Origin of the sequence: Psychromonas sp. SP041, assembly GCF_000470315.2 — a bacterium.
Taxonomy (GTDB): domain Bacteria; phylum Pseudomonadota; class Gammaproteobacteria; order Enterobacterales; family Psychromonadaceae; genus Psychromonas.
Map to the genome: position 1 here is coordinate 1 of NZ_CBRF02000062.1, position 16,112 is coordinate 16,112.

At 36.7% G+C, this 16,112-nt stretch carries 10 protein-coding genes; 1 reads left to right on the forward strand and 9 read right to left on the reverse strand.

Features of this window, described 5'->3' with window-relative positions; all coding sequences use genetic code 11:
• Nucleotides 1–407: 407 nt before the first annotated feature.
• From SP041_RS20140 to SP041_RS20175, 8 genes are all read right to left on the reverse strand, one after another.
• Nucleotides 408–1,298 (reverse strand): metallophosphoesterase, encoded by an 891-nt coding sequence (locus tag SP041_RS20140; protein WP_025565529.1) that lies wholly within the window; start codon nucleotides 1,296–1,298, stop codon nucleotides 408–410.
• A gap of 579 nt (nucleotides 1,299–1,877) precedes the next feature.
• Nucleotides 1,878–3,899 (reverse strand): DUF262 domain-containing protein, encoded by a 2,022-nt coding sequence (locus SP041_RS20145; protein WP_025565530.1) that lies wholly within the window; start codon nucleotides 3,897–3,899, stop codon nucleotides 1,878–1,880.
• Nucleotides 3,892–5,568 (reverse strand): DUF262 domain-containing protein, encoded by a 1,677-nt coding sequence (locus tag SP041_RS20150; RefSeq protein ID WP_025565531.1) that lies wholly within the window; start codon nucleotides 5,566–5,568, stop codon nucleotides 3,892–3,894. The genes SP041_RS20145 and SP041_RS20150 overlap by 8 nt, the downstream gene beginning before the upstream one ends.
• A gap of 47 nt (nucleotides 5,569–5,615) precedes the next feature.
• On the reverse strand, nucleotides 5,616–7,190 hold the full coding sequence (locus SP041_RS20155) for a restriction endonuclease subunit S (protein ID WP_025565532.1): 1,575 nt from the start codon (nucleotides 7,188–7,190) through the stop codon (nucleotides 5,616–5,618).
• On the reverse strand, nucleotides 7,187–8,785 hold the full coding sequence (locus tag SP041_RS20160) for an N-6 DNA methylase (RefSeq protein ID WP_025565533.1): 1,599 nt from the start codon (nucleotides 8,783–8,785) through the stop codon (nucleotides 7,187–7,189). Before SP041_RS20160 ends, SP041_RS20155 begins: the two co-directional genes overlap by 4 nt.
• Before the next feature lie 69 nt (nucleotides 8,786–8,854).
• Nucleotides 8,855–12,394: a type I restriction-modification system endonuclease gene (gene hsdR / locus SP041_RS20165; RefSeq protein WP_025565534.1), complete on the reverse strand. Its 3,540-nt coding sequence runs from the start codon at nucleotides 12,392–12,394 to the stop codon at nucleotides 8,855–8,857.
• A gap of 312 nt (nucleotides 12,395–12,706) precedes the next feature.
• Nucleotides 12,707–13,042: a DUF1971 domain-containing protein gene (locus SP041_RS20170; RefSeq protein ID WP_025565535.1), complete on the reverse strand. Its 336-nt coding sequence runs from the start codon at nucleotides 13,040–13,042 to the stop codon at nucleotides 12,707–12,709.
• A gap of 110 nt (nucleotides 13,043–13,152) precedes the next feature.
• Nucleotides 13,153–13,926 carry a ferredoxin--NADP reductase gene (locus SP041_RS20175; protein WP_025565536.1) on the reverse strand — a complete coding sequence of 258 codons (774 nt, stop codon included), beginning with the start codon at nucleotides 13,924–13,926 and terminating at the stop codon, nucleotides 13,153–13,155.
• Between the two features lie 624 nt (nucleotides 13,927–14,550).
• Between SP041_RS20175 and SP041_RS20180 the strand changes: the two genes are divergently transcribed.
• Complete coding sequence (locus SP041_RS20180) at nucleotides 14,551–14,892, forward strand: DUF3316 domain-containing protein (protein ID WP_025565537.1); 342 nt, start codon at nucleotides 14,551–14,553, stop codon at nucleotides 14,890–14,892.
• A gap of 76 nt (nucleotides 14,893–14,968) precedes the next feature.
• On the opposite strand, the gene SP041_RS20185 is transcribed toward SP041_RS20180, so the two are convergent.
• Entirely contained in the window at nucleotides 14,969–15,916 is a 948-nt protein-coding gene (locus tag SP041_RS20185) for a LysR family transcriptional regulator (RefSeq protein ID WP_025565538.1), read from the reverse strand.
• Nucleotides 15,917–16,112 lie beyond the last annotated feature (196 nt).

The window sequence follows — 16,112 nt, forward strand, 5'->3', positions numbered from 1 at the left end:
ATAACGATATTGTCAATAAATGTTGTGATGCTTGGAATCGCTTCAGTGAAGACAAAAATAGAGTCATCTCACAATGTTATAGAGACTGGACCAATCTGGAAACTTAATTATCGGAATTGGTATTACTTGATGACCAAAATCACTGTACCACGACAGTCATACATTCAGAATTAAGCCTACGGGATCAAAGCTGTGGGATTAATAAACGACGTAAAGTAATAATGAATTGGTGGAATGAACATATTAAAAAGGCATTTAACCGTTCAAATTCTTTTACTGCTTTAAAGCAGTAAAAATTACTAATTAGTGCAATAAAAAACACAAAACCTTGAAAAAATAATGGTTGGTACGTCAGCTAAATTACCTATGTACCAACAAGTTAGTAATGATTATTTAATGTTTAACGGTTAGATAACCAACAATTTATGAGATGAATAGAAAGGAATTTCACTTATAATGAATGATCTATCTGTAGACATTAATTCAAACTTACAGCACACCAAAGGATTATCTCCTTTTGCTGCATTATAATCGACACATACCACTTTATTAGATAATACCTTAGGCAAACAATTCAAAGTATAGTGTCCAATAACGATAGGCACTATTGGCTCCTTATATTCTGAATCTGCCCACCATTCAATTCGCTTTTGAGTACGTACTTTACCTGTTTTGTCTGTAAATGGTTTATCCGCCTTGCGTTCTGGACCTTTTAAAAGTGTCTCACATAAATTAAACAACTCGTGAGTTTTATCAAAAGCATCTACCCAGTGAATTTCTTTTAAACTATTATTAGCATTTAAATAAGGTTTAATCTGCTCAATGACATCTTCATCCCAACAAGCATGGATAGCTTTAACTGTTCCAAAATCGATAAATAATGGCAATGATTTAAACCAAGAGATCCAACGTTTGTGCTCCATTGAGCCTTCTTCTACAGCCTCTAAAAAAGCATTATGCTGTTTTCTATTATTGTCACTATGTGGTCGAGCCCATTCACCATTTTCTTTTTGTGTAGCCCATCCAACGGCATTAAACTCATGGTTTCCTAGCAAACAAAAGGCATGATTATTCTCAACTAAAGATTTAACTTTATTCAATAAGGCTAAATGGTCACCATCGTTCTTCGGCACACTATCGATCAAATCACCAATAAAGACCAACTGCCCACCCGCCGACATTGAATTCGAATCATTAGTATCAAAATTTATTACTTTTAATAAATCAGTTAATTTATTGTATTGGGCATGTATATCACCGATAAAATATAATCGTTCTTTTAACTGTATTTCTATCATTGAGAGACCTTAATCAAAAAGTGAAATTATAGTAGATGAGATGAAAACTTATTCGACTGTGCTATAAGTTTCCAAAAATAAGAAACGAAATAAAACATTTACGAAATGGTAGTTATAGTTACTAATTTAGAATGAAATTGTTCATGTTTTGTAAGGCGCTTTCGCCCAAAAAGAGTTAACTAATCTAATTTGTGTTTTAATCGGGCAGAATAATCTCGTCTTCGCTCGTTGCGTCATTATCTATTAATTTATAGATTTTTCGCCCTGTAATCGACGCTACTTTCTCTGAACAGCAAAAATCCTATATCTAAAGAAAGTCTAAAAGACTGTCATCAATTCGCTTTCAGAGCCTAGTAATTAGATCATTTTAAACGACCCGTTTCGGACGTACATCCATACTCGATCGTCAACTAATTCAAACACCCTGTTTAGCTTTACTAAAATGAAGCAATAACTTGGAAAAGCTCAACAGTCGCATTGTTATAGCCACTTTTATTTTTTATTTTGCCTTTAACTAATTGATATTGCTGAGTTCAACGTTTGGGTGTCCATAACTTCATAATTATTTATCGATTTATTTTAAAAAACTTTTAATATATCCACCATCAACCTACCATGCTCATTCATTGCATCGTCATTCCAGCTAGACACATCGTCACTAACGCGATTAAATATATGCGCCAATTTTAGCGACTGAATTAACCCTTTTTTATAACTTGCCAAGAATGCTTCTCTTTTTGCTATAGGAGCTTTATCACTATAAGATGAATTCTCACTGACTGAAATCAATGCTAAATTACCAAAATCATCTAATTTTTCAGTACTAATCACCCCTGTATTCTGACTTTGAGCACTCACATGTTCAACTGAATTTACTGACCGCATTCGATATGTAACATTGCCATTAAGTATTTTAGGTTTTGGAGGACAATCTATATTCTTTAGCTCATAACCATTAAACCATAACTCCCATAAACAATACTCCAATTTATAAAACCAATAATGATGAACATGTGTACCTAATTTAGGTTTATCAGCTAGAAGTAATGCTTGTTCAACTGAACTTTCTTTTAGTAAAGAACATTCATAATCGTTACACTGTTCTTTCAAATTTTTTAAGTAAATATCGGGGTGTTCATTAGGAGATAGTTTTTCTTTTAACTCCCAAAGGGTCTTAGTTAGCCAGACTGCACGTTGAACGCCATTCATTGGGCTAAAGTACATCATTGACTGTAGCATGGTTATCGACTTCCATATTTGACCAGAGAATTGAGTGCGGCTAGGTGATTTAGAATCAATGTCTGCCAGACGAGAAGTTATTTGCCAATTGGCATATTCATTCGACTCCTCAATTTGACCTTTTATTACAAAATTATCAAGCAACAATCGACACTCTAATAAACAATCGATAAAACGCATTTTTCGATTAGAACAGGCACTTTTAATAACCCCTTCAAAAGACTCAATTAATTTTTTATCGTCTAGCGAAATATTAGTTATCGCTTCACTTACATCCTTTGCTTTATTTTCACTTGCAATAAATACTCTTAATACATGCAATAAAAACACAGGAAAAGAAACAGGGCTTCTATATTTCAGCGGCTTTTGGTTAGTAACTTGTTCAGTTTTAGTTTCTGAAACATCACATGTAATAATGTCTTCTAAGGTTTTCTCATGACTACCTTCGTCAATGTCAACATCACCCTCCTTAGTCGCTTTTTGTTCTTTTTCCAATAGAGACATTACCTGACTCTCATTAATAGGAGATAAACCATAATTAAAATCAGTTTGAAACTTACCAAGAATAAAACCATTGATGTCAGCACATAAATCCCAAGCTTTTCCGTATGCCTCTAACTGTTTATTCGATAAACCATTTAGCATAAATGATTTTAATATTTCATGTTTTTCTAACTGAACACCGCGACTATTCATCGTATCAAAGAAACGTTCTTTATCAGCACTAGGATGCAATTGAGTAATCACAAAACTAGCTTTAGACCAAAGGTAATCATTAAAATCTTGTAGTGAAACTTTTGATTGAAATCTTTTAGCGTTATTAAAAAATATATAAATAGTTTTACGCGCATTAATCATCGCTGAATTTTTTAACCAACTATGATCATCTACACTGTATTCCTTTGTCGTTAAACTTCCCACAAAGTCAGTTAGCGCCTTAATATCAGCATCTCTGCCTGAAAAATCAAGTCTAGGGTTATCATTAATTGTTAAAAATTCATGCCATTTATTAGCGCTTTTTAAACCTGGTATTTTCACTAAAACAGAAGCGATTAACCATAGCGTTGTTAAACGCTGTTGCCCGTCAATAAGTTCAAAGCTATCGCTAATATCGGCAGAGCTCTCAACTGAAGTAACTAATGCACCAATAAAATATTCTTCTAAAGGATTACTTTTACAGGCATCAAATAGATCATGCAGCAAACGATTAACATGAACCATTTCCCAAGTATATAAACGTTGATATATTGGAATTAAAAAAGGATGCTTTAAAGCAGGAATAGCTTGCTCTTCATTACCTTCAACAATCATTGCAGGTGTGTATTTATAGGTAGTTAACGCTTTGGTTATTTGTTTACTCATCTGTAGACTCCGTTACGCTACTAGCCATCTTCATCAAAAGTACAGATAAATGGTTAGATGATTTTTTATGTGAAAATGCTATATCCTCTTGATGCCAATAAAAACTTTCCAAATACCTTTTGCGTACACCTTTTATTTGGTCTTTTGTTTGTTTTTTCGCCTCTAGTTCTGAAGCACTTTTATTTATTAATCGTTCGATATAAGCGATTGTTTCTTTTGATGTTGGCAGCAATAACAAACGGGAGAATACCTTTTCATCGTCTAATTTTTTTTCAATTGAGGAGCGCCTTAATTGAGGTAATAAAACTCTAAAACTAAAAATATATTGATCACTTAATTGAACAAATTTTTTAAAGTTATTATCTTGACCATAACGATCGACATAAAACAGAATTAAAGCCTGCCAAGCTTGAATTAACCTAGGGTATCCACGCCCTTGATAATATTCCTGATCTCTATGCATTTTAAGCAAACATTCTTGTATTGTTTCTACTGCATCAGCGGTAGCTAAAGTTTCAGTTTCTTTACCAATATCAGAGGCAAACAACTGTTTATATAATTCCGCGTACTTAGCGATAAACATAAAAAATTGCTCACCACCAATTAAGGGCTGATTTAACTGCAATGGTAATTCTGTGACATCATCTAATGAATAGATAAACCTATTGCCACCATTTAATTGAAGCTCAGTCTCGAACGTAAATGGAAATACGTCTTTTTTGTCTGGATGATAATGGATAAGCCAATTCTGATATAACTGAGAATTACTTGGCATTGAAAGTTGAACTTTATTTAAAGTTGAACTTGATTCTGACTCACTATTATTTTGAGTTCGTACTCCAAACTCAGATGTTAGCTGTAAATGTTCGCCGTGCTGTCCATGTAACCTTTTTCTAGCACGGCCTATCAATTGTTCAGTCAGGTAATAAGCAACATGTTGGCTATAACAGCTATTAAGTTTAAGGTTTTCATATTCTTCCCAAATACGTGAACAACCTATACCAACAGATGGATCAGAAACAATACCGCGTAAATGCCGCGCTTTTAATAGATCAAAGTCTGAGAGTCGTTTTCCTGCACTATTTTGGCTGTCAAAAAAGGCAAAAGCCTGATCCACAGAATTAATAGTGATCACCACAAATTCACAATGAGTAAACAATAGCGCTAGATGAGATTGTTTAAGTTCCCATTGGTTTGAATCTAATATTGATTTTATCAAGGCAAAGTTACTAGCAAGTTGCCCTTGTGCTTCGCGATTAGTGAATTTTGCTGTGAGTAAGCTTAATGGTTTTTCCGACAGTAATTGGTCGATGCTATTGCTTGAGATCTGACTTTTTTCTTTTAATGCCATCACCAATAAACACAAGGTTAATGAACGCTGCTGTCCATCCACCAAATCATAATGCGTGAACGCCCCTGTTGCGTTAGCTTGTTGATGTAAAATAACCGTACCTAAAAATAACGGAATAACTGATTTTGTAACGTTATCATTTGCTTGAGGGAAAATCATTTTTCCGATATCGGCCAACAGTTCACTAACTTGTTCTTTCCCCCAACAATACCGACGCTGATACGCGGGTAAAGTTAGCGTTTTACTTAGCAAGTCTTGAAGGTTAACTTTTTCAACTGACACACCGCTAGTTGGTGATGTTTCATTATGTGAGTTCATTTTAAACAGCCCTGTTATTTATTATCCACCAGCTAACCATTTGATTATTACGCTTTCGCCTTTTTAACGCGTGATATTTTAACGGGTTTTAGTTTTTCTCGTTCGGCTTTTATTTTCTTTAATAGGGCTTCTGCTGAATTTTCACCGCTGATTAAGTCGGGGTTTGCTGCGCGCCAGCCAGCGGTGAGTTCACCACGGAAGGCTTTGGCTAATATAGATTGGGTGAGGTTGTTAACACGTTCTTGCGCGGCGTTGACTTGGGCTTCAACTTTATCAGCAAAAGCGAAGAGTTCTTCGACACGGCGGACGATTTCGGTTTGTTCTTCGAGTGATGGTAATGCAAACGGAGCTTCCGATAGTCGACTCTTGTTAATAATTGCAGCATTAACAGTTGCACGTGACGTTTCAACAATCCATGGATAAAGAGTCTTTGACCAATAATACATATATTCACTAAGCACTGATGGAAGTGTTGTAATCGCATTTAACTGTTGGTTAATAACCGCATCAGTATCCAAAACACCAACTTTACCTACCGTGCCAATACAGACGATGAGAATAGAGTTTTTTTCTATAACTGGAACTATTTTTGATCCTATTTCACTAACATGCCTTGAAGACATAAGGATATGGCCGTTTTTATGAACCTGAGCTGGAGAAATGAATGGTAATTCTCCGTTCCAATATTCTTCATTTGTAGTAGAAGGTGTTTTCCCCGTAGTGAGTATAGAAACTGTATCAAGATTGGTTTTCACCCAATTATCAGGAATTTCCGTAATCTTTGTTCTTTCAAGCGGGTCAGAATATTTCGAAATTGGCTCAGGATATTTGTCCTTCCACTTATCATTTTTGGGAGTTATGTTTTTTGCATTTTTCTTTTCTAGCTCAGAGCTAATCCACCTTTCTAAACGTTGTTTTTTTATATCCTTTAAAAGGCTAGAGGAAGTAGGTAGTTTCGCGTGTTTGCCACGCCACTCTTCTGTCAATTTACCACTAACGGCGGCGGCGAGGACGGATTGGCGGAAAGACTTTAGGATGGCAGGAATGGCATCAAGGCGGGCTTTGGTGCTTTCCACCTTCGCCAGTAATTCATCCAGCTTGTCGGCAATGACTTTTTGTTCGGCTAGTGGGGGAAGTGGAGATTGACACGATAGAACATGTTTTGAGCCTACATTTCCTTGACTGACACCACCAGTTTCTCCTTCGAAAAAGGCATCTAGGAATTCATTACTTTTTAAAAAATAACTTAAAAATTTACTGTCTATAATTTTTTTATTATTTCTGATGCGTCCGACTCGCTGATTTATAAGAACATCAAGATCTAGATCTAACCGACAGACAAAACCATAATCCCGCTTAAACCTTGTGCCTGTCATAGTTATTAATATGTCATTTATCTGTGGTTTGAAGTTCTTATATTCCTCAGCCACATTTTCACTCACGTATGCTGGTGACGACTCCAACTTTAAATTAAAATCTTTAACATTCCCTAATTTCAGAACTTGATACTTTCCATTTTTGGCAAACCACTGACTTTTGAATGCAAAACCATTTTGAAACTCTACAATATTTGAAAGTTCTGTTTTCATCCATTCTTTAGGGACATGGCTCAATTCACTCATCCCTTTACCTCAGCACCTAATGAATTAACTAAAGCTTCCAAATCTGCTAAAGCACCTCTAAGTTCAGTCATAGCTTCACCCGCTAGTTCTTCTGGAGTCCCTAAATCCGCGGCATCCACGCTATTTTTATCTTTTAACCAACTGATATCAAGAGAATCACCTTTAGTATCACGAATAAATTCACGACTAAATACACGCCAACGACTTTTTGCCAAACGTTGGTCAACACCTTGGTTTGCTTCTGAATTATCTACTTCCACCTCTTCTGCATTAAAGGACCATTCACCTTCAACACGTTCTGATAATTGAATTTTGCATACGGCTTCAAATGGCGTTAAGTGTTGTTCACCAAAGGGTGTACGTTTACCAAAGTTATCCATGTTAGTACGTAAGTCGTAAACCCAGGTATTTTCAGTACAGTTTTCTTCTTGAAGTTTGTCTTTATCGCTACCTTTGGTAAAAAACAAGACGTTGGTTTTTACCCCTGCCGCGTAAAATATACCCGTTGGTAAACGCAAAATAGTGTGCAGATTACATTTATTCATTAAATCACGACGAATGTCAGTGCCCACACCCGCTTCAAACAATACGTTGTCAGGCAATACAACCGCCGCGCGACCACCCGCTTTTAAGTTACGGTAAATATGCTGTAAAAACGCAAGTTGCTTGTTACTGGTTGGGTAAGTTAAATCATCACGCGTAATAGACGCATCACCGCCTTTACTGGTACCAAATGGCGGGTTGGCTAGGATGATATCAGCTTTAGGTAAACTCATGCCGACTTGCCCAAGGGAGTTACCTAAATGCACGACGCCTTCTTTATCGCCTTCCATGCCATGTAATAAGCAGTTCATTAAGGCTAAACGGCGTGTTGAAGGTACTAACTCAACACCGATAAAAGCTTTGTTCTTTTGAAAAATCGCTTCAGTGGTTTTCAAATCTATATAATCATCAGTTTGATCTCTCATATAACGATCAGCTGCAATTAAAAAGCCAGCGGTCCCAGCAGCAGGATCTTGAATGACTTCGCCTGCTTGTGGGTCAATAATACGCACCATGGAATCAATTAACGCACGTGGCGTAAAGTATTGACCTGCGCCAGATTTGGTTTCATTAGCGTTCTTTTCCAGTAAGCCTTCATAAAGGTCACCTAACCCATCTTTTTGCGCGCTAAACCAATCAATGGAATCCAGTGATTTGATCAGTTGTTTTAAATGACGAGGCTCACGTAAACGCGTTTGTGCATCGGCATAAATAGCCAGAATAAGCGGATCGGTAACTACGACTTTTTCAATGGTTTTTTCAGGGGTTTCTGGATCAATTTCGCGACGCTTACCAGTCGACAACGCCATTAATATATTTTTGTAATCGTTAAGTAGAATTAGCCCGTCTTTATCACTTAAATCTGACCAACGACACCCTTCTGGTAACGTATGTTGATTGAGTAAACCCGCTTCAGTGTTTTCATGCACCATTTTGATAAACAGCAATAATACCAGCTCAGTAACATAGTCTGAGTAGTTAATACCATCGTCACGTAATACATCACAGAGGTTCCATAGTTTTTGTACGATGTCGTTGTTGTTGCTGCTCATTGTTTTTCCTATTACTTTAAATAAATTAATGGTGCTTTTATTACTGTTATTGAAAGAGTTCGACTTGTATTAGCTTGCTTGATTCATTGACCAAAGCGATTGCCCTAACTCATCAATCACCTTGTCTAACTGATTATCTAATACGCGCTCTAACTGTTTTGCTCCACCGTGTTCGGCAAAACGCGTGTTTACAAATTCGCGGTCAATAATCACTTCATAAGTAAGCTGTTTAGCAAGGCGCTCTAACCATCTACGTTGAACGGATGACCAGTTATGGTTACTGTAAATTGTTTGCATCGCCATTTGCACACGTTGTTCAAATGGAATTAACGCTTCACCTAATGCAGCTTTACGAATATGACCAATAATACTGGCTGCAATATCTTGATTGCTTTGATTACGCCAAGCTGACTGTAAATTTGCTTCATTATACCCTGCGCTATCCAGCAATAGCTTTATCTCTTTTAGCTGTGCACGGTTTAAATCACGCGGTTTGTTTACAACAACAGCAAGTGCTGCTGATAAATTAAGCTGCTCTTTAATAAACTGGCTAAAGCTCTCTAAATAGTCTTCTGGTTTTTGATGTGCGCCGTAACTTTGTTCTCTCACCATTAACTCATCGTCATGGCTTGAAATAATTTGGTGATATTCACTGCCAAGCAGTCGTTTCACTTCATTTAGTTTGTTGATTAACCCACCATTGGTTAAGCCATGATGCTGCATAAACTGCACGGCTTGCTTTGGCCCTAATGAATGAAGGTGTTGATGTAATTTAGCAGGCCCAACTCCCCATTGAGATTCGAGTTCGTTCAATTTTTCTTTGAGGTTCGGTTTGTTTTCCGCTTTTTTATCGGCTTTACGTAATACACGCATTACCTTTTGGCTAAGTTGACTTAATATCACATCAGCTTGGTTTTCGTTTGCACTTTCGCCTGGTGAGTTTAATGCTTGCTCTAAGGTGACGGGATCGGTTAATTCATCCATTAATTGTTCAATGGTAATGTTGGGATCTTTGACTAAGGGTTTCATTGTGTTTACGTCTTGCAATGCCGCATAAATATCAACGGGATCATAAATACGAAAAACCGTTTTTCCTATCTCATCACAGCGTCGCGTTGCACGGCCTATCATTTGTTCGTATAAAATACGGGATTTTACGCGACGTAAAAACACGAGATTACAGATTTTAGGTACATCTATGCCCGTGGTGAGTAAATCAACGGTGATAGCAATATTCGGGTAACGTTCGTTTTTATATTGGCGAATGAGTTGCGCTACTTTATCGCTTTGCCCTGTTATTTTGGCAACGGACGCTTGTTTATATTCACCGTTGTACATGGTTTTAAAGGCATCATCTAATAAACTTTTCACCATATCGGCATGCAAGTCAGTAGCACAGAAGATCATGGTTTTTTCATCACTGAAGGGGTCGAGCTCTTTTGCTAATTGTTCACAAATCACTTTATTAAATGGTTCAGTAATAACGCGACGATTAAAAGCCGTTACATCAAATTTTAGTTCATCATCCAATTCTGCGGTTTCTATTTCACCCGTTTGTGTGTTGACTGATGAGACTTCTTCACCTTTCTCGAAGGTGATCCCTTGTTGCGTTAATAACGTTTCATAACGAATGGGCGGTTCATGATCAATCAACCAATCTTCAGCAACAGCTTCTCGGTAAGAATAGGTATACACAGGTTTTCCAAAGATTTCACTGGTATGTTTTGCAGGGGTTGCGGTTAAACCGATTTTAACGGCATCAAAATAATCGAGTACGCGGCGATAACTTGAAAGGTATTGGCTAGTATCTCGTGTTGCTAACTCGCCTTCAGTCATTTCTTGGTCAAGTGTATAACCTCGATGGGCTTCATCGACAATAATACAATCGAATTGATCTAGCGCGGGAGGATTGTCAGACATAAAGATACGCTTCACCATAGCTTGCACGGTTGCTACTTGAATACGCGTTTCTGCTTCGGCGGCCATATCACCTAATTCGGCAATATTATAAACTTGGGAAATGGTTTTATTTTCTTCTAACAATGCATCATTAAAGGAGTCTGTTGCTTGTGTGCCTAAAGCGGTTCTATCCACTAAAAACAGAATGCGTTTAAAACGTTCTGCTTTTAAGAATCGATACATTAAACCGATAATGGTGCGGGTTTTTCCTGTTCCTGTTGCCATTGCAAGCAAGCAATTAGTTTGATTTTGCTCTAATGCTTTTTCTACTGAGCTAATCGCTTTCTCTTGGTAATCACGTAAACCGAGGTAATCAAATCCTTCATTTTTTAATAATTTTTCAGCTTCTGATTTACTACGCTTGAGTTTGTCTTCCAACCCTTCTGGTGTATGAAATTTTTGTAATGCTTTTTTAATGTTACTAGGCAAACGTGCATCACGAAACCAAGTACCCGATTGCTCTGCAAGTTGTGGCACATAAGGTCGACCATTACATGAATACACAAAGGGAATATGATAATGCGCATCCTCTTCGTCAGCCCAAGCAATGGTTCGTCCTTGTAGTTCCCAAGCAGCGATCATACTTTGGCCAACCGAAAAGCCTTTGCTATAACGTTCAGCTTGACTGATTTTTCCTGCTACATTGCTGTTTTCTTTTTTTGCTTCAACAATCGCTATTGGTGTTAACCCTTTAAACAACACATAATCAGCTCGGCCTCTTTCACCTTTGTGCGTTGTTGGCCATTCAGCGATGGCTTTGTTTTTTCCTTTCTCAGGACGAGCACCAAGTTTGTGAGTAAGCTCTTGGGTATCTGTTTCCCAACCAGCTTCTTCAAGTTGCTGATCAATCAGAATGCGAGTGAGTTCTTCATTAAGCGATATCTCCTGACTCGCTTTACGTGTATTCGTATTAACTTGTTGTTTATGTGCAGCTATGGATTGTTCTGTTTGTTTAACTAATTCTTCTTGTAGTTGCTTTAAACGCTTTTCATAACTTTTTTGTTGAGCAGCTAATTCTGCTTCAAACTGCTTTGCCTGTTGAGCGAGCTCTGTCGTTTCTTCATCCATTGCTTCGGCAAGCGCTTCAAACTCATCTTTTTCTTTAGAAAGTAATACATTGAGGGCTTCGTTTGAGTCCACCTTTTTATTCGCTTGGGTTAACTCCCCTTTCAGCTTTTCAATTTCGGTTTGTAATCGACGTAATTGAATACTTGGATCAACAGGGGGAATAAATGGGCCCGCTTTAAATTTCGTCCCTTCTTTACCAAAAGATTGATGAAACCAAATAGCTAAAGCACGTGCTAATTTAAGGCCATCCATTGCTTCTCTGTGAGCAGTTTTGAATTGGTGAGTGGCTTTATTACCTTCAATGCGTAAGGTATGAAACATATCTCGAACAAGTGCATCTAAACCAAGTTCTCGATTTAATTTGAAGAGTAAGTCAGCTTGTGATGTTTTGTCATCAAACTCAATACCATAAGTAGACGCAACATGTTGAGCAATGGCTTCAGCAAACTGGCGTAATTTAATGAGCGTTGTATTAGGGTCACTTGAAAATGCACGTTCGGCAGATTCAGCTAATTGAACAAATAAAGGATCATGTTGCTTTAAGAAATGAAAATTAGATGTCTTTTTCTCAGGTTGGCTCAATGTAACGCTCCTTAATATTCATCCACAAAGCGGAAGACTTAATATTCATAATATCAAATAGTTACTTTAATACCATCAGATATTTATATATTAATCTACGTTGAGGGGATGGATTAATTAAAGTAATCCATCGAGCATTATTTTTACAATATTCTTGTCTCAAAAATCTCTATTGATAGTGATAGATGTTATGCGTTGAAAAAGAAATAGAAAAGAAGCTTTAATTGGTAAAGGAAGTATTAATTAAAAATACCCCACTGAGTGAGGCATTCATTTAATAATGACAAAATGACGAGACGATAATAAAAACGGTTACTTAGTTTTAAACATTTTGTCGTTGCGTTTATCTGCATCTGACCAGAAGTTTAGGTTGAATTGTGCATCATCGCTGAGTTCTACACGGTGCCAATATTCAGATGGGCTGGTTGCAAACTCCCCTGCATTGATAATAACTTTTACTTCAGGTTCCGTTGCTTTAGCATCTGCAAAACCATAATAAGTAACCGTCCCTTCCATGACACACAGTTGTCCAAACACGTCTTTCGCGGTGCAATGATGACTGAGTAGATCTGCTGGCACGTTCTCTTTAGTAAAAAAAGGTGTTGAACGTTGAATAGTCCACTCTTTGGGAATTCTTAAATGACTCATAATATACTCCTCTGCCTATGAGTAATGATTTCTAATAACTACTCATAAACATTAATAATTGCTAATAATGGCTAATAACCATTAATAAAATAACGTTTAACTATTGATATTTACCAATAATTTTCACTACTAAACTGACCTGATTTACGTCGTAAATGTTTGCTCAAACCTAATTCATTCAAGCAATCACTACAATCCCGAACCATATTAGGATTGCCGCACAAGTACACAAAGCTATTGCTCTTTTCCAATGGAACCCCTGCTGCTTTTTGTAAATCACCGTTCTTGAGCAGCATTGGTATTCTTCCTGACAAAGCTCCGCTGACCGGTTCTCTAGAAACAATTCGTACATAAACTAACCTCTCTTGATAACGCTGTTTAAGCTGTTCAATCTCTGTTTGGTAGCTCAACTCTGACTCAAGCCTCGTTGCATTAACTAACACAACTTTATCAAACCGTTCTTCAATAGATTTATCGTTTAACATGGCTAAATATGGACCTATCGCTGTTCCTGTACTTAATAGCCACAAGTTACGTGTGTATTCTGGCACTTCATCTAGGGTCATAAAGCCTGCAGGATCTTTACCCACTAATAACTCATCTCCTACTGCCAACATGTGTAAGCAAGGTGTTAATAATCCAGCTTCATCCGTCACAATTAAAAACTCTAATTCACCTGTCTCGTTATGGTCATCAGGGTGATTCACAATTGAGTAGGCTCGGCGAATAAGTTCGTTCTGTTCATCGTACACAGCTAACTTAACGAACTGCCCTGCTATATAATCTGTTAGTGGTGCTTTTATACGTAAAGAAAATAGATTTTCAGTCCAATCAATTCTTTTTGTAACGATTGCCTGGTTAAATCCGATGTAAGGTTCGATCATAATATCTCTCCTTTCTAATGTAGCTATTGAATAGATTGCACAAGTCATGCCATTATTTTAAGTTCTTAATATCAACAACTTAAAAATCCGGCTAACTTAATGTTATCTTAATGATTGTTTGTTTAATTATCCCAAAGATAACTTGTTATCTTTTCGACAACAATAAACGGTGAATAGTTTGAGCATTAAGAGCTAAGAATTAAACGATGTGAGTATTCGAAAAATTGGAGCATGAGATTGAAAGTGAAGATGAATTTCACCTATTCAGACTACACCCCAAGTTAGGGTATAACAATGGGGGGTTAACGTTGTTTCAAATGTATTATGAACGTCATAACTATGCGTATTGAGGTGCTCATTTTGAAATGTATAAATCATGGGTCAATACTTCTGTTCAAAACTCACATCAGAAACGTTTCTATTTTCCTATTTTCCTATTTTTCTATTTTTCTATTTTTTAAAATCGATTGGTGACAAAAATGCCACAATGAATGGCAAACAAGTGTGATGACGGCCACATAAAATAAGCGCATAATTATTTCATGGAGTGAGGCAACGAGGCCAAGACAAGAATGTTATTCACTCAATCTAACAGTCAATAACAAATATTTTAAAGGTATCGAAATGAAAAAATTAATTACATTAGCTGCATTATTACTTATTAGCTCAAGCGTTTTTGCAAGTTTACAAGTTGTACATTCAGACAAAAACTTTAGCACTGAAGCATTTCCTAATAAATCAGAAGCTTATGAAGCTGGGTTTACTTACTTAGATAATATAAATAATCTATCTGAAAGTGAATTGAAGCATAAGTTATTAGTTATTTCACAATCAACTGTACATGACGTTAAAATAAATAACTCTAAAGTATCTATTGAAGAATTTGCTCAAGCTCGTGGGGAAATCGTATACCGCGCGGTCATTGACGTTGATTATCAGTTTACAAGACTTAGAAATAACAACTAACACTGATAAAGACTAATATAAGAAGGTTTAATCACTAGCAAAAAGACTAGTGATTAAACCTTCTTATAGCCTTGATTTAAATATACATTTTATCGTAGCCATCGATATAATTATCCCAAACAGGCGGCGTTCCTATCAATTCCTGTACTGTTTCTATAAATAGCTTGATCAGCGGAGTTTGATTTCGATGCGGATAAACTGCATAAATACCCCAATTAGTTTCTGGAAACTTGTAATTAGTCAGTAATGGTACAAGCCCCATTTCTTTAATATTCTTTTCTAAAGTAAATAAACCTCGGTGCGAAAAACCTATCCCTGCTTCTAATGCATTTAAAATAACACTCGCTTCATTCACTTCAAGTCGCCCGGAGATATTATGTGTGCGCATGACATCACTCCCAGGCGATTCAGATATGATCAGTTTATTAAATATCGCATCTCCACTTGAATAAATAAGTGCAGGTAATTTAGCTAATGCTTCTGGTGTTTCAGGCATACCATACTTTTTAATAAACTCTTTAGAAGCTAATAGTGCAGAACTGCTATTTGCTATCTTACGTGCAATCATATTTGAATCACGTGAGGGGCCAATACGGAATGCTATATCAAAATGTTCGCCTATGATATCCGCACGTCTATCTTCAAGTACTAATTTAATGTGGATATCTGGATACTTAGCCATAAATATATTAATAGCACGTTGAATATATATTTTACCAAATGACGTTGAACTGGTTATTCTGAGTAACCCTTTGGGAGTTGAATGATAAGACTCTGCTAATCGTTGTGTATTAGCTAATAGTTCTCTCATTGACTCGGCTTGTTTATAAATTTCTTTACCCGCGTCGGTCAATGAAAGAGCACGTGTTGAGCGATTTAATAAGCGCACGCCTAAATCATCTTCTAATACTTTTATCTGTTTGGATAAAGCTGAACGATCGATATTGCGGATACCAGCTGCTTTTGCAAATGAACCTTGTATGACAACATCGAGAAAAAGGTCTAGTCGAGTCGACATGCCCATGTAATATTCCTTTTAATAACAATTAAATACTTTGTCACGCTTTATTTAAAATAATAGCTTTTTATTAAACTTGGATTCAGATCATAAGTGCATAACTTGAATTGGTAGAAAAGACGATCAGCTGAAGATATGCTTATCGCTTTTTCTCCGGCAAGAGGTGCAACAATGAAAACATATAAACAACTGACCTATGCGC